The organism is Isoptericola dokdonensis DS-3, assembly GCF_001636295.1.
GTDB classification, from domain to species: domain Bacteria; phylum Actinomycetota; class Actinomycetes; order Actinomycetales; family Cellulomonadaceae; genus Isoptericola; species Isoptericola dokdonensis.
Genome location: NZ_CP014209.1, coordinates 667,862 through 683,888 on the forward strand (window position 1 = coordinate 667,862; position 16,027 = coordinate 683,888).

Sequence of the window (16,027 nt, forward strand, 5' to 3'; positions counted from 1 at the left end):
TCAGCCGAGCTCGTCGAAGATGACGACGCCGTCGCGCACCGTGCGCAGGCACTGCGGGGCGGGTGCGTCGTCGGCGAGGTCCGGCAGGAGGGGCTGCCCGGCGGCGGCCTCCGGGTTCCACCGGGACAGCCGGCCCGGCGCGGCCTGCACGGTGAGGTGCTCGGCGCGCCACACGGCCAGGTGCGCGGGTGCGCCGACGCGCAGCTCGCCCGCGCCGGTGTGGTCGAGCCCGGCCAGGCGCCACCCGCCGCGCGAGTGGGCGCGGAACGCGGCGCGGGCGCTGATGCGCTGGCTGGGGTCGGCGTGCCCGACGGCGGCCCGCACGGCCTGCCACGGGTCCAGCGGGACGCTCGGCGAACCCGAGCCGAACGCGAGGGGAACCCCGGCGCCGGCGAGGTCGGCGAAGGGCGACAGGTTCGCGGCGCGCGGCCCGCCGAGCCGGGTGGCGTACATGCCGTCCGGTCCGCCCCACGTGGAGTCGAAGGCCGGCTGGATGGACAGCGCGATGCCGTGCAGCAGGAGGGTGGCCAGCGCGGCGGCGTCGACGAACAGGGCGTGCTCGACGCGGTGGTGCCCGGCCCGCAGGGGTCCGGCACCGCTGGTGGTCGCCGCGACGTCCAGCGCCCGGACCACCTCGTCCATCGCCCGGTCCCCGAGGACGCGGAACCCGCCCTGGACGCCGGCGGCCTGGCAGGCCAGCAGGTGCGCGGCGAGCCGGTCGGCGTCCAGGAGCAGGGTGCCGGTGACGTCGGTCGCGCCCGGTCCGTGCGGGAGGTCGGCGTACGGGGCGCGCAGCGCGGCGGTGCGCTCGGCGAGGGTGCCGTCGACGGCGAGATCGCCGCCGATGCCGACCAGGAACGGCAGCTCGGCGAGCAGGGCGCGGGCGTCGTCCGCGGTGGCGCACAGCTCGGCCCGGTACGCCGCGACGTGCGGCAGCCGCGGGTCGGCGGCGAGCTCCACGAGGGCGGCGAGCCCGGCACGGGTGTCGTGCGCGGGCGCCGACATCTCGTGCAGGGACACCACGCCGCGGGCGGCGGCGTGCCGCAGGGCCGCGATGGTGGCCCGCTCGCGCAGACCGGGGTCCAGGGCGGTCAGGTGGGCGCGCAGCCGTGCGTGGGTGGCCCGTTCGACGACGCCGTCCCCGGTGGGGCCGCCCGCCCAGGCCGGGTCGCGGTCCAGGCCGCAGCGCGCCGCCAGCGACGACGACACCTGCGCGGTGTCGTCGGTCGTGGCGAGCAGCGTGGGCCGGCCCTCGGTGGCGGCGTCGAGGTCCGCGAGCGCGGGCAGCAGCGCCGGGTCGGCGGCTGCGACCAGCAGGATCCGCCCGCCGGCGGGGTCGACGCCCGCCAGGTCGTGCGCGGCGTCCGCGACGAGGGCGAGCAGCGCCGCCGGGTCGGTGGCGGCGCGCGCGTCGACGGACTCCAGGGCCAGGCCCGTGGCGAGGGTGTGCACGTGCGCGTCCACGAACCCGGGGGTGACGAGCGCGCCGTCGAGGTCGACCACCTCGTCGGCGCGGGCGGCGAGCCCCGCGGCGGTGTCCTCCGCACCCAGCCAGGTGACCACGCCGTCGTCGACGAGGATCGCCTCGGCGAACGGGTCCGCGGAGGAGTGGACGACACCGTTGCGGTAGAGCGTGGAGGTCACGGCCGAAGCCTAGAGCACCTCGCGCCCGGTCCCGGCGCCGCCGGGACACCTCACCCGGCACCTCGCGGGCACGTCACACCACCGAGTGCGCCACCACGCCACGCAGCACCGCGTCCTGCGCCGCCCGCGCCGCGGCCCGCACCGCCGGGCGCGGGGCCGCCGCGGACAGCTGGTCCAGGACGTCAACGACCTGCTTGCACCAGCGCACGAAGTCGCCCGCGGCGACGTCGGTGCCGCGCAGCACCGTCTCCAGGCTGCGGCCCGACGCCCACCGGTGCACCGGGGCCACCAGCCCCGCGTCGAGCGGTCCGGTCACCTCCAGGTCGTGCGCCGACTCCAGGTCCTGCAGCTTCGACCACACGGTGGCGGTGGCGTCCACGGCCCGGGCCAGGCGGCCGTCCGGCCCGCCCGGCACGTGCGCCGCACCCTCCTCACGCCGCGAGGTGTACACCACCGCGGACACCGCGGCAGCCAGCTCGGCCGGGTTGAGCGTGTCCCACACGCCCTGGCGCAGGCACTCGGCGAGCAGCAGGTCGTCCTCCGCGTACAACCGGCCGAGCCGACGCCCCGCGTCGGTGACCTCCACGACGCCGTCGCGCGAGGTCAGGTAGCCGAGCTCGCCCAGCACGTCGCACGTCCGGTCGAAGACGCGCGCGATCGACCCCGTGCGGCCGTGGATGCGCTGGACCAGCTTGTCGTGCTCACGGGCCAGGGTGTCGGCGCGCTGCGCCCACCGGGCGTGGTCCTCCCGGTCCGGGCAGCCGTGGCACGGGTGCGCCCGCAGCGCCGCCCGCAGCCGCGCCAGCTCCCGGTCCGTCGCCGCGTCCGACGCGTGCCGCGCACCACCACGCTCCTCGTCGCCCGCTGCCGGGCTCGCACCCAGCGCGTTGCGCATCGAGGACGCCAGGTCGCGTCGCGCGTCCGGGCGGCGCGGGTTGAACGCCTTCGGGATCCGCACCCGCGCCACCGCCCGCACCCCGTCCGGCACGTCCGCGAGCGTGAGCTTCTTGACCTGCCGCTCCTGGGTGAGCACCGTGGGGCGCGGACCGTCGAACCCGCCCTCGTGCGTGCCCGGGTCCAGCACCACCACGTAGCCGCGGCGCCGACCCGACGGCACCTCCACCACGTCACCACGCCGCAGCGACGACATCGACGCCACAGCGTCCGCCCGCCGCGCGCCCCGCACCTGCCGCGACAGCTCCTTCTCCCGGTCCGCGATCCGGCGACGCAGCCCCGCGTACTGCGCGAAGTCGCCCTTGTCGCACGCCATCGCCCCGCGGTACCCCTCCAGGGCCTCGGCGTGCGCCTGCGCCTGCTTCGCCAGACCCACCACACCACGGTCCGCCTGGAACTGCGCGAACGACGTCTCCAGCACCTCCCGCGCCCGCTCCGCGCCCACCTGACCGACCAGGTTCACCGCCATGTTGTACGTCGGGCGGAAGCTGGACCGCAGCGGGTACAACCGGCGCGACGCCAGACCGGCCAGCGCCACCGGGTCCAGACCCTCGTGGTCCACGACCACCGCGTGCCCCTCCACGTCGATGCCGCGCCGCCCCGCCCGGCCCGTCAGCTGCGTGTACTCCCCCGGCGTCACCGCCTGGTGGGCGCTGCCGTCCCACTTGACCAGCTTCTCCAGCACCACCGACCGCGCCGGCATGTTGATGCCCAGCGCCAGGGTCTCGGTGGCGAACACCACCTTCACCAGGCCGCGGGCGAACAGCTCCTCCACCGTCTCCTTGAACACCGGCAGCAGACCCGCGTGGTGCGCCGCGATCCCCCGGGACAGGGCGTGCTGCCACTGCCAGAACCCGAGCACGTCCAGGTCCTCCGGCGGCACCGTGATCGTGCGCTCCTCCACCACGCGCCGGATCTCCGCCTCCTCCTCGGCGTCCGTGAGCCGCAGCCCCGCGCGCAGGCACTGCTCCACCGCCCCCTCGCAACCCGCCCGCGAGAAGATGAAGTAGATCGCCGGCAGCAGCGCGCCGTCGTCCAACGCCTCCACCACCGAGTGCCGGCGCGGCGTGCGCCGCTGAGGCACCGCACCGCCCTCGGAACGCCCGCCGCGCCCCCGGTGGCCCCGGTCGCCCTTGCCGCGCCGCGGACCCCCCGACCGGGCGTGCGTGCGGAACAACCGCGCCAGGTCCGGGTCGATCGGCGGGTTCGGACCCGGGTCGGTGGGGTCCACGTGCCCCGCGTACAGGTCGAACAGCCGCGGCGCCCCCCGCTGCTCCGGCGACGCCGTCACCACGTGCTGCCACAACGGCACCGGGCGGCGCTCGCTGACGACCACGACGGTGTCGCCGCGCACGGTGGCGAGCCAGTCGCCGAACTCCTCCGCGTTGGACACGGTCGCGGACAGCGACACGAGCTGGACGTGGTCGGGCAGGTGGATGATCACCTCTTCCCAGACGGGTCCGCGGAACCGGTCGGCGAGGTAGTGCACCTCGTCCATGACGACGAACGCCAGCCCCTCCAGCGCGGTCGAGCCGGAGTACAGCATGTTGCGCAGCACCTCGGTGGTCATGACGACCACGGGTGCGTCGGAGTTGATGGCGGTGTCGCCGGTCAGCAGGCCGACGTTCTCGGGGCCGTACCGGCGCACGAGGTCGTGGTACTTCTGGTTGCTCAGCGCCTTGATGGGCGTGGTGTAGAACGCCTTGCCGCCGCCGGTCAGGGCCAGGTGCACCGCGAACTCCCCGACGACCGTCTTGCCGGCGCCGGTGGGGGCGGCGACCAGCACCCCGCGGCCGGCCTCCAGCGCCGCGCACGCGTCCGCCTGGAAGTCGTCGAGCTCGAAGTCGAGCAGGGTGCGGAACCGGCCGAGCTCGCCGGCGTCGGCCTGGGCCCGGGTGGTGCGGGCCTTCGCGGCGGCGTAGCGCTCGGCGGGAGTGGGTTCGGCCATGGCGTCAGCCTACGGCGCGAACCTCGTCGGACCGGGTCACGGCCCGCCGGGTGCGGCGAGCAGGGCGACGGCGCCCGGCACGGCCCGCGCGGTGACGGGCAGCGGTCCGAGCGCCTCCCCGTCGCCGTGCGCCAGGGGCAGCTCCGAGGGCTGCCGTGCGCCGCGGGGCCGGTCGGCAGAGGGCACGTCCGCCGGGGCGATGGTGACGGCACCGGCCCGCACGACGTGCACGTCGCGGCGGCGGGTGTGCCGCCCGGAGAACATCGACGGGAAGATCGTCGCGGCCGCGGCCCGGGTGAGCACGGTGGCGACGACGACGTCGAGCAGCCCGTCGTCGCTGCGGGCGTCGGGTGCGACGCGGATGCCCCCGCCGATGCGGTGGATGTTCGCCGCGGTGACCAGCGCGGCGCGTCCGCGCCACCGGTGCACGACGTCGTCGGCGCTCGCGGCGGGCTCGAGGGGGAGTCCGCCGTCGTCGACCACCCCGGTGAACGTCAGGTCGTAGCCCCAGGCGCGGAACGTGGCGATCTCCGCCAGGGCGGACAGCACGTACCGGGCGGGCAGGCGGGCGGGCAGCGCGTTGGCGCGGCCGTTGACAGCGGCGTCCAGCCCGGCGGACACCGCGCCGGCGACCCAGCGTGCCCCGGGGGCGCCGGTGACGGCGATCGCGTCGACGGGCCGGGTGCGGCCGGTGGCCAGGGCGGTGAGCAGCAGGTCGGCCGCCGCACCGGGGCGACGCACCGGCAGGTCGTGCGCGGCGGCGAAGTCGTTCCCGGTCCCGGCCGCGACGACGCCCAGCGGGACGCCCGCGCCGGCGACGGCCTGGACGCCGACGTGCACCATGCCGTCCCCGCCGACCACGACGAGGGCGTCGACGGCGCCGTCGCGCACGGCCGTGGTGGTGCGGGCGGTGGCGTCGGCGGCGTCGGTACCGGTGAGGTCGACGACGTCGTGCCCGGCGGCGCGCAGCCGCCCGACCACCAGCAGCCCGGCGTCGCGGGCGCGGCCACCCGCAGCAGTGGGGTTGACAGCCACCCCGACCCGCCGCACGGCGCCGCGGTCGCTCACCGGGCGGGCCCGGCGCAGGCCGGGACCCTCACTCGGCGGGCACGACGCGGCGGCGTGCGGTGCGCCGGTCGTGCAGGAAGCAGATGCCTGTCGCGGCGAAGTACAGGACGCAGATCGGGGTCGCGAGGCCGAACATCGTCATGACGTCCAGGGTGGGGGTGACCATCGCGGCGAACACGAACGACACGAGGATCGCCCACCGCCAGCCCGCGAGCCACGTGCGGGCGGAGACGACACCCATGAGGTTGAGCACGACCATGAACACCGGCACGAGGAACGCGATGCCGCAGGCCAGGACGAGCCGCATGACGAACCCGAGGTACAGCTGGGCGCCGATGAGGTTCGCGTTGCCCTCGGGCACGAACGAGTTGAGGACCAGCACCACGGACGGCAGCACCAGCCACGCCATGACGACACCGCCGAGGAACATCGGCACGGCCGCGGCGAGGAACCCGAACACGTACTTGCGCTCGTCGCGGGTCAGGCCCGGGTTGACGAACGCGAACACCTGGTAGAGCCACCACGGGCTCGAGACGATCACGCCGAGGAACAGGGCGACCTTGAAGTGGATGTCGATCGCCGTGGCGACGCCGTCGAAGTTCAGCCCGATGAGCGCGCCGCGCTCCTCGGACGCCCGAGCGAGCGGCTCGACGAGGGCGTCCAGGAGCGGGTCGTAGACGATCCAGCCGAGGATCGCGCCGGCCAGCAGCCCGAGGGCGATGCGCACGACCCTCTTGCGGACCTCGACGAGGTGCTCGCGCAGCGGCATGCGCCCCTCGGGATCCCGGGGGGTGCGGGACATGGTGCGCCTCTCAGCTGGTCGCGGACCCGGTGCTGCTCGGCCGGGTCGTCCCCTCGTCCGACGCGGCCGACGGGTCCTGGGCGGGCGCCGCGGGCTGCGCCGGGGTCGACGTCGAGGTCGGGGCCGGCGGCTGCGCGGGGGCGTCCGGGGCGTCCTTGTCGTCGTCGCGGAGGTCCTTGACCTCCTTCTTGAAGATCTTCAGGGAGGATCCGACGCTCTTCGCGACATCAGGCAGGCGCTTCGCGCCGAACAGCACGATGACCAGCACGATCAGCGCGACGAGGACGGCAGGGCTCTCGAAGATTCTCACGGCCTTCAGCTCCAGGCAGGGTCACCGCGCCCGAACGGGCGCTTCCGGCCAGTGTAGGCCGGGTGCCGTGGCCCGCGGAACACCACCGCGGCGCCGTCGGCGGACGTCACCGGACGTTCATGCGCCGTTCCGTCGCGCCGCCGTGCGCCGCTCCAACCAGGTGCTCTCCCGCCACGACCGCCACACCGGCTCCTGCCGCACCCGGCGAGCGGCCGTCCGCTCCCGCCGGGCGCCGCGCAGGTCGTGCAGGCGCCGGCGCAGCACCGCCCGGTCGTCGAACATGGTCGGGCCGGCCGGTGCGCGCTCGGCCTCCGCCCGGGCGACCGCGTCGCTGACGCGCTCGGCGCCGTCCCCGAAGACCTGCGCCGACCGACCGCCCTCGCGCAGCAGCCGCAGCCCCGCGCGCACCACCGTCCAGGCCACCCAGCCCAGGAACAGCAGCGCGGCGACCACCAGCAGCGTCCAGATCCATCCCCACACGGGCGTCAGCCTACGACTCGCCGTACGCGGCCAGCGCGTCGACCGCCGCCGCCGCGACGTCGCGGGCCACGTCCGCCGGCTCCACCGAGAGCACGTGCGGCGCGTTCGTCAGCAGCAGCCGCTGCAGCCACGCCGGGTTCGTCACCCGCAGCCGCACCTCGAACGACCCGTCGGGCAGGTCCCGCACCGACTCCACCGGCACCTCCTCGGCGATCCAGCGAGCCGTGGACGCCAGGCGCAGCGTCGCCACCCGCGGCGACCGGCTCGCCTCGGAGGCGACCTGCGCGAACACGTCCACCACCGCGCCCTCCGGCCGGGTCGAGACCGCCTCCGCGAGCACGTCGGCACCCAGCACCCGGTCCAGCCGGAACGTGCGCCGACCCGCCGCGCGGTGGCACCACCCCACCAGGTAGGTCGCGTCCGACTGCGTCACCAGCCGCCACGGGTCCACGTCCCGGCGCGAGGTGACGTCGGCGGCGTCCACGTACCGCAGCCGCAGCCGCCGCCCCGTCGCCAACGCCCGCGTCACCGCGCCCAGCACCGCCGGGTCGCCGTCACCGCCGAGCCGCACGTCCAGCGCCGCCGCCGCCTCCCCCGTCGCCGCCGTCAGCTTCTCCAGCGCCGAGGCCACCACCGCGGCCCGGCCCGGGTCCGCCATCACCGCCGGCGTCGTGCTCATCGCCCGCAGCGCCGCCACCAGCGCGACCGCCTCCCGCGTGCCCAGCCGCAGCGGCCGTGTCAGGCCACGCCCCTGCGTGAGGCTCACCAGACCGGCCTCCAGGGAGTACGCGTCGAAGTCGATGAGGTCGTCCGGCATGTACCCCGGCGTCCCCGACACCCACAACGCGTCGATGTCCTGCCGGATCCGCTCGGGGGTCACCGCGAACCGCTCCGCCAGTTCCTCCACGCGCACCGGTCCCGCACCGTCCAGGAACGCCACGATCCCCAGCAGCCGCACCAGCCGGTCGTCCGCCCGCTCAGCCATCCGAACCGTCCTCCAACCCGTCCCGCGCACCGGGGCCCGGAACCGACGACAACCCCGCCGCCGCCCGCAACCGGCGCAGCACCTCGTCCCGCAGGCCCGCCGGGCCGAGCACCACCACCGCGTCCCCGTACCCCGCCACCTCGTCCGCCATCGCGCCCGACGACCGGAACGGCACCCGCACCACGTCCCGGCCCGCGTCCGCCGCGGCCTGCTCGTCGACGCCGTCCCCGCCGTCCGCCCGCACGTCGCCCGCCACCGGCACCGCCCGCGCCCGCAACGCCGACGCCCGCTCCGGCAGCACCCCCAGCACCGCCACCCGCTCCGCACCCAGCCCCGAACCCAGCGCCGCGTCCACGTCCACCCCGTCCGGCACCACGAACGCCCCCGGCTCCCCCTCCAGCCGCACCCGGCCGTCCACCCGCGACAACCGGAACACCCGCACCGCACCCCGGTCCAGGTCATGACCCACCACGTACCAGCCGCCCCCACGCGCCGCGATCCGCCACGGCTCCACCCGCCGCGACCGCACCTGCCCCGTCGAGGCCGCCCGGTACCGGAACGTCACCCGCCGCCGCTGCGAGATCGCCTCCAGCAACGGCCCGTACGCGTCACCCGCCGCCCGCACCCGCGGCGCCAGCCCCGCCACCGCGTCGTCCACCGCCGCACCGCCACCCGCCGCCGCCAGCTTCGTCAGCGCCCGCGACATGTCCGTCCGCAACGTCTTGTCCGACCACAGCTGCGCCGCCAACGCCACCACACCCAGCTCCGCCGCCGTCAGGTCCACCGGACCCAACGCGTACGCCTCCGCGTCGATGCGGTAACCCACCTCGTCGCTGTGCCCGCCACCCTCCACGGTCACCACCGGCACACCCAGCGCCCGCAACGAGTCCTTGTCCCGCTCGAACATCCGCTCGAACGCCTCCGTCGACGCCGCCTGGTCGTACCCGTGGACGCTCGAGCGCACCTGCTGCTTCGTCATCGCCACCGACGTGTTCAACAACGCGATGACAAGATTCAACAACCGCTCGTCCGGACGCGTCGGCGCCCCCAGGTCCTCAACCATCGGCTCCACCGTAGTGCCCGGTACGCTTCCACGGGTGACGACAGGGCCGACGACCGACCGCAGCACCGCCGACCACCTCACCTGGCGCACCGGGACCGTCCGCGCCCGCGGACGCACCTGGACCGGAGCCCGCGAGCTCACCGTCACCCTCGACCAGGCGCTCGCCGACCGCGCCCCCGGCGACGACGTCCGCGCGCTCGCCTACACACGCCTCGTCGGCGACCCCGCCGTCGGCGACCGTCTCACCCTCAACGTCTCCGCCCTCGCGCGCGGCCTCGGCACCGGCGGGTACGCGCTCGTCGTGGCACCCACCGACCCCGACACCCTGCCCGCCGACCCGCCCCCCGGCCCCGGTCACCTCGTCAAGGCCCGCTACACCCCCCTGCAGGCCCTCGTCCTCGGCGTCGACGAGCAGGAGTCCGACCACCACGCCGCCCTGCGCGACGCCGACGACCTGGCCGGGCTGCCCGTCGTCGTCGCCGACCTGCACTCCGCCCTGCCCGCCGTCGTGGCCGGCGCGCGCCACGCCGCCGCACTCGCCGGCCGGCCCGCCCCCCGCGTCACCTACGTCATGACCGACGGCGGCGCCCTGCCCGCCGCGTTCTCCCGCACCGTCGCCGCCCTGCGCGACGCCGGCTGGCTCGACGCCACCATCACCGTCGGCCAGGCCTTCGGCGGCGACCACGAGGCCGTCACCGTGCACACCGGGCTCCTCGCCGCCCGCCACGTCACCGACGCCGACCTCGCCGTCGTCGCCCAAGGACCCGGCAACCTCGGCACCGGCACCCGCTGGGGCTTCTCCGGCGTCGCCGCCGGAGAAGCCGTCAACGCCGCCGCCACCCTCGGCGGCCACGCCGTCGCGTCGCTGCGCGTGTCCGGCGCCGACCCCCGCGACCGCCACCTCGGCATCTCCCACCACTCGCTGACCGCCTACGGCCGCGTCGCCCTCGCCGGCGCCGACGTCCCCGTCGCCCGCCCCGAGACCGCCCTGCAGGACCGCCCCGGCTGGGGAGCCGACCTCACCGCCCGCATCGACGACCAGGCCAGCACCCTCCCCGACCGCCACCGGCTCGTCGACGTCCCCGCCGGCACCGACCTCCTCGACGCCCTGCGCGAGGTCCCCGTCGCCCTGTCCACCATGGGCCGCCGCCTCGACGACGACCCCGCCGCCTTCGTCACCGCCGCCGTCGCCGGCACGCACGCCCAGGCCCTGCGATGACCACCCCCCGCGACCGGCTCACCCACCCGGCCGCCCTCCTCGGCCTCACCGCCCTCGTCCTCGCCGGCGCCGCCGCCGCCACCCCCTGGGACCTGCGCCTGCCCACCCTCGGCCTCGACCTCCGCCTCGACGAGGCCCCCACCCCCACCGACAGCGCACCACCACCCCCGAACCCTTTCCCACCGACCCGCCCGAGACCGGCCAGACCCTCGTCACCGTCCTGATCGCCCTCGCCGTCCTCGCCGCCCTCCTCCTGCTCTGGTGGGCCGGACGCCGCATCCTCGCCGCCCTGCGCGACGCACCACCCCCACCCCACGACCCCGACCAGCTCGACCCCGGGCGCGACCTCGGCGCCACCCAGCCCGCCCTGCCCACCGCCGAGCTCGCCGACGCCGTCACCCGCGCCCTGCGCCACCTCGACCAGGCCACCACCCCCACCGACGGCGTCATCGCCGCCTGGGTCGCCCTCGAAGAAGCCGCAGCCACCCACGGCACCGCCCGCGACCCCGCCCAGACCAGCACCGAGTTCACCACCGCCGTCCTCACCACCACCCCCGCCCCCGCCCCCGAGCTCACCACCCTGCGCACCCTCTACCAGCGCGCCCGCTTCACCGACCACCCCGTCACCGACACCGACGTCACCACCGCCCGCACCGCCCTCACCACCATCGCCCGCACCCTCGACGAACCCCCCACGGCAGCACACCCATGAGACGACACCTCCCCTGGATCCTCGCCCTCACCGCCGCCGCACTCCTCACCCTCACCCGCACCCTCGACCCCGCCCACGCCCTCCTCCTGCCCGCCGCAGCCCTCACCCTCCACCACCTCTGGCGAGCCCTCGACGACGGCGACCAGGCCACCTGGCCCGAACCCCCCGACGAGACCCGCCACGGCGCCCGCCACGACCTCTCCGACCTCGGCTGGGCCGCCTTCACCCGCGACGGCCGCGTCTCCGCCCGCGTCACCCGCCGCGTCCACGCCGTCGCCACCCACCGCCTCGCCCCCCACGGCATCCACCTCGACGACCCCACCCACCACGCCGCCGCCGCACACCTCCTCGGCACCGACGTCGTCACCGGCCTCACCTCCCGCCGACCCCCCACCCCCCGCACCCTGCACCGCTGGCTCGACGCCCTCGACCACCTCCCCACCCCACCCGGAAGGCCCCGCCGATGACGCCCCCCGCCCCCCTGCCCGTCCCCGACATCGCCACCCACGCCCGCACCGTCCTCGACGAGATCGGCACCGCCGTCGTCGGCATGCGCGACACCCTCGAGCTGGCGCTCGCGGCGGTCCTGGCAGGCGGGCACGTGCTGTTCGAGGACGTGCCGGGGCTGGGCAAGACGCTGGCCGCACGGTCGCTGGCCACGGCGCTCGGGCTGGACTTCGCCCGCCTCCAGTGCACGCCGGACCTGCTCCCGAGCGACGTCACCGGCTCGAGCGTGTTCGACCCGGCGACGCGGGAGTTCGTGTTCCACCCGGGACCGGTGTTCACGGGGCTGTTCCTCGCCGACGAGATCAACCGGACGGCGCCGAAGACGCAGTCGGCGCTGCTCGAGGCGATGGCGGAGCGGCAGGTCTCGACCGAGGGCACCACCCGCCCCCTGCCGCGACCGTTCCACGTCGTGGCGACGTCGAACCCGGTGGAGTACGAGGGCACCTACCCCCTGCCCGAGGCCCAGCTCGACCGGTTCATGGTGCGGCTCGCCGTCGGGTACCCCGACGCCGCGCAGGAGGTCGACGTGCTCCTGCGCCGGGTGGAGCGCCGTCAGGAGGCCGCGCCGGTCCGCCGGGTCGTCGACCCCGCGACCGTGCTCGCCATGCAGGCCGGGGTGGAGGCCGTCGCCGTGGACCCGGACGTCGCGCGCTACTGCGTCGACCTCGCCGCGGCGACCCGCGGCCACGCGTCGCTCGAGGTCGGGGCGTCGCCCCGCGGGTCGCAGAACCTCCTGCTGCTCGGGCGTGCGGTGGCCGTGCTCGACGGGCGCGACCACGTGCTGCCCGAGGACGTGAAGCGCGTCGCCGTGCCCGTGCTGGCGCACCGGCTCACCCTCACCCCGACCGCGTGGGCGTCGGCCGTGCGCCCGGAGGACGTCGTCACCGAGCTCCTGGCCTCCGTCGCGGGTCCGGCGACCGTGGGACGGGGCCGGTGAGCTTCGGCGCGACCGGCCGGGACGCCGCCCGCGAACGCGGCGAGCGGCGGCCCGGCGAGCCCGTCTGGCGCTGGACGCCGACCGGCGCGGGCTCCGTCGTGCTCGGCGCGGCCCTCCTCGCGGTCGGTCTGCTCACCGGCCGTGCGGACGTCGCCCTCCTGGGCGTGCCCGTGCTGCTGTCCGCGACGTGGGCGGGACGCCCGGGCGCGTGGACGGGCCCCGTCCTCGACCGGCCCACGCACGCCGAGCTCGCCGCCGCGCCGACCTCGGCGCCCGGACGGCTGGGGGCGGTCCTGACGATCGACCCGCCGCCCGGTGCGGAGCTCGTGCAGGTGCGCGTGGCCGCGCCGGGGCACCGGAGCGTCGAGCTGGTCGTCCCGGCCGCGCGGCGCGAGGTGACCCTGCACCTGTCCACCGTGCGCACCGGGCCGCAGCCGACGTTCGTCGTGGACCTGCGCGGGCACGGGCCGGGCGGTGCCACGGCCGAGGACCCGGTGCGGGCCGTCGCCCCGGACCAGCTCGTCCTGCCCGCCGCCATGCCGCTCGGCCGCGTGCCGCTGCCGCCCCGCCTGCGGGGCCTCACCGGTCCGCACACGTCCCGCCGGCTGGGGTCCGGGGACGAGCTGCGCGACATCCATGCGTTCGTGCCCGGGGACCGGCTGCGCCGCATCGACTGGCGCACGACCGCCCGCCGGTCGCCCGACCTGGAGGAGCTGTACGTCCGGCGCACCTTCGCCACGGCCGAGGCGACGACGATGCTCGTGCTGGACTCCCGCGACGACGTCGGTCCCGATCTGCGCACGTGGCGCGGCAGCGGGCCGCGCCGGGTCGACGAACCGACGTCCCTGGACCTCGCCCGGCACGCGGCCGCGTCGGTCGCCGGTGCCGTCGTCGACGCCGGCGACCGGGTCGGCCTGGAGGACCTCGGCCGTCGCCGTCGCCCGTTGCCCGCCGCGGCCGGGCGGCGCCACCTGCGGCGCCTCCTGCTCGGGCTGGCGCTGAGCAGCCCGCTCGGCACGCCGGCCCGGCGGCTGCGCGCGCCCCGGCTGCCCGCCGACGCCGTGGTGTACCTGTTCACCACGGTCCTCGACGACGAGGTGCTGCGTGTCGTGCGGACCTGGCGCGAGCTCGGGCACCGCGTCGTGGTGGTCGACACCCTCCCGCGCGTGCACCCCGTGGCGGAGCCGCACCTGAGCATCGCGTGGCGGGTGACGGCGCTCGAGCGGCAGGACCGGCTCGACCAGCTCGTCGCGGAGGGCGTGCCCGTGGTGCCCTGGGCGGGTGAAGCCCGCGCCTCGGCCTCCGCCCGCCTCGAGGCCTTGGTCCGCGCAGGCGAGCGGCACCGCGCCGCCCCTGCCGGCCCGGTCGCGGGAGGTGCCCGGTGAACGTGTCCGCCGAGCTGCGGTCGTGGCGCGCCCGCCGCCAGGAGCGGCCCCTGCCCGTCGTCGAGGTCGACCACGCCCCCGCCGTCCCCGGGGTCGTGCTGCGCGTCGTGTGCCTGGCGCTGGCCGCCACCCTCGTCGTCTCCGCCGTCTCCCGCGTGCCGCAGGGCATCACGGGGCTCGTCTGGCTGGCCGGAGGGGGCGCCCTGGCCTGGCTGCTGCTCCGTCCCGGCCGGGCCCCCGCCGCGATCACCCTGTGCGTCGCCGCGGTCTCGCTCCTCGCGTCCCCCGCCGCCCCGTTCGACCCGGCCGTGTGGTGGACGGCACCGCTCGGCTACGCGGTGCTGCGCACCGCGTGGTGGGCGGAGCAGGTCGGCCCCGGCGCACGGGTCGAGGTGGCCGCGCTCGTCCGCGCGGGCGGTCGCGACGTCGTCGTCGTGGCGGCCGCGCTGGTGGCCGGCACGCTGGTGACCCTGCTCGTGTCGGGGCCCTCGGCGGTGCTCGTCGCGGCCGGGGGCGGAGCGCTGGTGGTGCTGGTCGTGGTGCTCCTGCGACGATGACCGCCATGACCGACCTGGAGATCCGTCCCTACCGTCCCGGTGACCGCGACGCCGTCGCCGAGGTGTGCGTGCGCACCGCCGCCGGCGGGGGCGACGCGCGCGGCGTGTACTCGGACGACACCCTCATGCCCGACGTGTACGCCCTGCCCTACGTGGACCACTCCCCCGACCTCGCCTTCGTCGTGGTCGAGACCGGTGCCACCGCCGCGGACGACCCGCTGGCCGTCGAGGACGGCCGGATGCTGGGCTACGTCATCGCGGTGGCGGACACCAAGGACTTCGCGGACTGGTGGGAGTCGGACTGGAGCCCGCGGTTCCGTGCACGGCACCCCGAGGTGGGTCCGGCCACCGGGGCCGACCCGGGGTACAGCGAGGCCGCACTCGTCCGGGACGGGACCGACCCCGCGCGGATGGTGCGGGGACTGCGCGGCGGCGAGCTGGAGACGCACCCGGCGCACCTGCACATCGACCTCGTCCCGGAGGCGCAGGGCCGGGGCCTCGGGCGTCGCCTCATCGACACGCTGCGGGCCGCGCTCGTCGAGCAGGGCGTGCCGGGCGTGCACCTCGGCTACGACCCCGCCAACGTCGGCGCGCGGGCCTTCTACGACCGTCTCGGCTTCGACGAGCTGCCCTCGCACCGCCCGGACGCTCCCCTGCTCGGCCTGGCGACCCGGTAGGGGCGCCGCGCCGCTGTCTTCGTAGGCGGTCAGCGGCTTGACGTGCGCTTGGCACACTATTTATACCCGTCTCAGGAGGACGAGGACTGCTCGACGCTCTGACCTCATCCCTGCTCGGAGGTCACCACCTCGACCCCGAGGTCGGGCACGCCCGCATCGCACCAGGCCCGGCGCACCTGCTCGAACCGGGTGGGCAGCGGCGGCCGCGTCGCCCCGTACCGGGCGTTCGTCCGCAGCACGAACCGCCGCCACGAGAGCACCAGCCCCTGCCGGGTGATCGGCAGCCCGGAGGCGACCGTCGTGCCGTTGTCGTGGGTGTGGTGGACCGTGAGCAGCAGCGCCCGCGGCACCGACCCCTCCAGCTCGGCGGCCAGCTCCTCGCGCACCGTCATCCAGTGCCGCAGCACCAGGAGCACGTCGCCGGGCACCCGGTGCCGGCGCGGCGTCCGGTGCTTGCCGTGCCGGACGAGCACCCTTCCCTCCCCTGCGCCCCGCTCCCCCGCCACCCGACCTCGGCCCGCGGCACCTGCCGGCCCGAGGTCGAGGTCGTCCACCCGCACCCGCAGCAGGTCGCCGTAGCGCGCTCCCGTCGCGCGGGTCAGGCCCGCGATGACGGCCAGCCGGACCGTCTCGGGCCGGCCGTCCGGGCGTAGCGCCTCCACCCCCAGGTGCCGCCACACCCACTCCGCCTCGTCGAGACCGACCGTGGGGCGCGGGTACCGAGCAGCCTGCGCCGCGGGGTTCGTCGGGGCCTTGTCGTTCGCATCGTCGCCGGTCAC

Annotated in this window: 17 protein-coding genes; 8 read left to right on the plus strand and 9 right to left on the minus strand. The window is 76.5% G+C overall.

Annotated elements, in window-relative coordinates:
* The 8 genes from I598_RS03235 to I598_RS03270 all read right to left on the minus strand — a co-directional run bounded on the left by I598_RS03235 (position 1) and on the right by I598_RS03270 (position 9,254).
* A complete protein-coding gene (locus I598_RS03235; protein ID WP_068201220.1) occupies positions 1–1,644 on the minus strand; it encodes an amidohydrolase in 1,644 nt (547 codons plus the stop codon).
* Positions 1,645–1,717: 73 nt separating this feature from the next.
* Positions 1,718–4,546 carry a DEAD/DEAH box helicase gene (locus I598_RS03240; RefSeq protein WP_068201222.1) on the minus strand — a complete coding sequence of 943 codons (2,829 nt, stop codon included), beginning with the start codon at positions 4,544–4,546 and terminating at the stop codon, positions 1,718–1,720.
* A gap of 36 nt (positions 4,547–4,582) precedes the next feature.
* On the minus strand, positions 4,583–5,581 hold the full coding sequence (locus I598_RS03245) for a diacylglycerol/lipid kinase family protein (RefSeq protein ID WP_232314244.1): 999 nt from the start codon (positions 5,579–5,581) through the stop codon (positions 4,583–4,585).
* Positions 5,582–5,642: 61 nt separating this feature from the next.
* A complete protein-coding gene (gene tatC / locus I598_RS03250) occupies positions 5,643–6,416 on the minus strand; it encodes a twin-arginine translocase subunit TatC (RefSeq protein WP_232314245.1) in 774 nt (257 codons plus the stop codon).
* A 10-nt stretch (positions 6,417–6,426) separates the two neighbouring features.
* Complete coding sequence (gene tatA, locus I598_RS03255) at positions 6,427–6,726, minus strand: Sec-independent protein translocase subunit TatA (protein WP_232314246.1); 300 nt, start codon at positions 6,724–6,726, stop codon at positions 6,427–6,429.
* 117 nt (positions 6,727–6,843) lie between these two features.
* On the minus strand, positions 6,844–7,206 hold the full coding sequence (locus I598_RS03260; RefSeq protein WP_068201226.1) for a hypothetical protein: 363 nt from the start codon (positions 7,204–7,206) through the stop codon (positions 6,844–6,846).
* Positions 7,207–7,216: 10 nt separating this feature from the next.
* Positions 7,217–8,191 (minus strand): helix-turn-helix transcriptional regulator, encoded by a 975-nt coding sequence (locus I598_RS03265; RefSeq protein ID WP_068201228.1) that lies wholly within the window; start codon positions 8,189–8,191, stop codon positions 7,217–7,219.
* Positions 8,184–9,254 carry a helix-turn-helix transcriptional regulator gene (locus I598_RS03270; protein ID WP_068204846.1) on the minus strand — a complete coding sequence of 357 codons (1,071 nt, stop codon included), beginning with the start codon at positions 9,252–9,254 and terminating at the stop codon, positions 8,184–8,186. The genes I598_RS03265 and I598_RS03270 overlap by 8 nt, the downstream gene beginning before the upstream one ends.
* Before the next feature lie 34 nt (positions 9,255–9,288).
* Here I598_RS03270 and I598_RS03275 point away from each other — a divergent pair, with 34 nt between their 5' ends.
* The 8 genes from I598_RS03275 to I598_RS03305 all read left to right on the plus strand — a co-directional run bounded on the left by I598_RS03275 (position 9,289) and on the right by I598_RS03305 (position 15,248).
* Positions 9,289–10,473, plus strand: a complete 1,185-nt coding sequence (locus I598_RS03275) for a DUF3866 family protein (protein WP_068201230.1) — start codon at positions 9,289–9,291, stop codon at positions 10,471–10,473.
* Complete coding sequence (locus I598_RS18015) at positions 10,470–10,697, plus strand: hypothetical protein (protein ID WP_232314247.1); 228 nt, start codon at positions 10,470–10,472, stop codon at positions 10,695–10,697. Before I598_RS03275 ends, I598_RS18015 begins: the two co-directional genes overlap by 4 nt.
* 224 nt (positions 10,698–10,921) lie before the next feature.
* Positions 10,922–11,185: a DUF4129 domain-containing protein gene (locus I598_RS18370; RefSeq protein WP_418268510.1), complete on the plus strand. Its 264-nt coding sequence runs from the start codon at positions 10,922–10,924 to the stop codon at positions 11,183–11,185.
* Positions 11,182–11,652, plus strand: a complete 471-nt coding sequence (locus I598_RS03285) for a hypothetical protein (protein ID WP_068201234.1) — start codon at positions 11,182–11,184, stop codon at positions 11,650–11,652. Before I598_RS18370 ends, I598_RS03285 begins: the two co-directional genes overlap by 4 nt.
* Positions 11,649–12,629: an AAA family ATPase gene (locus I598_RS03290; RefSeq protein ID WP_068201236.1), complete on the plus strand. Its 981-nt coding sequence runs from the start codon at positions 11,649–11,651 to the stop codon at positions 12,627–12,629. The genes I598_RS03285 and I598_RS03290 overlap by 4 nt, the downstream gene beginning before the upstream one ends.
* Positions 12,626–14,014 carry a DUF58 domain-containing protein gene (locus tag I598_RS03295; protein WP_083972820.1) on the plus strand — a complete coding sequence of 463 codons (1,389 nt, stop codon included), beginning with the start codon at positions 12,626–12,628 and terminating at the stop codon, positions 14,012–14,014. The genes I598_RS03290 and I598_RS03295 overlap by 4 nt, the downstream gene beginning before the upstream one ends.
* The gene (locus I598_RS03300) at positions 14,011–14,571 is read left to right on the plus strand and encodes a hypothetical protein (RefSeq protein WP_068201238.1); all 561 of its coding nucleotides are present in this window, start codon (positions 14,011–14,013) and stop codon (positions 14,569–14,571) included. Before I598_RS03295 ends, I598_RS03300 begins: the two co-directional genes overlap by 4 nt.
* A gap of 5 nt (positions 14,572–14,576) precedes the next feature.
* The gene (locus I598_RS03305; RefSeq protein WP_068201240.1) at positions 14,577–15,248 is read left to right on the plus strand and encodes a GNAT family N-acetyltransferase; all 672 of its coding nucleotides are present in this window, start codon (positions 14,577–14,579) and stop codon (positions 15,246–15,248) included.
* Positions 15,249–15,352: 104 nt separating this feature from the next.
* Here I598_RS03305 and I598_RS03310 read toward each other — a convergent pair whose 3' ends face one another.
* Positions 15,353–16,027, minus strand: coding sequence for a site-specific integrase (locus I598_RS03310; protein ID WP_232314248.1), 675 nt, complete (start codon positions 16,025–16,027; stop codon positions 15,353–15,355).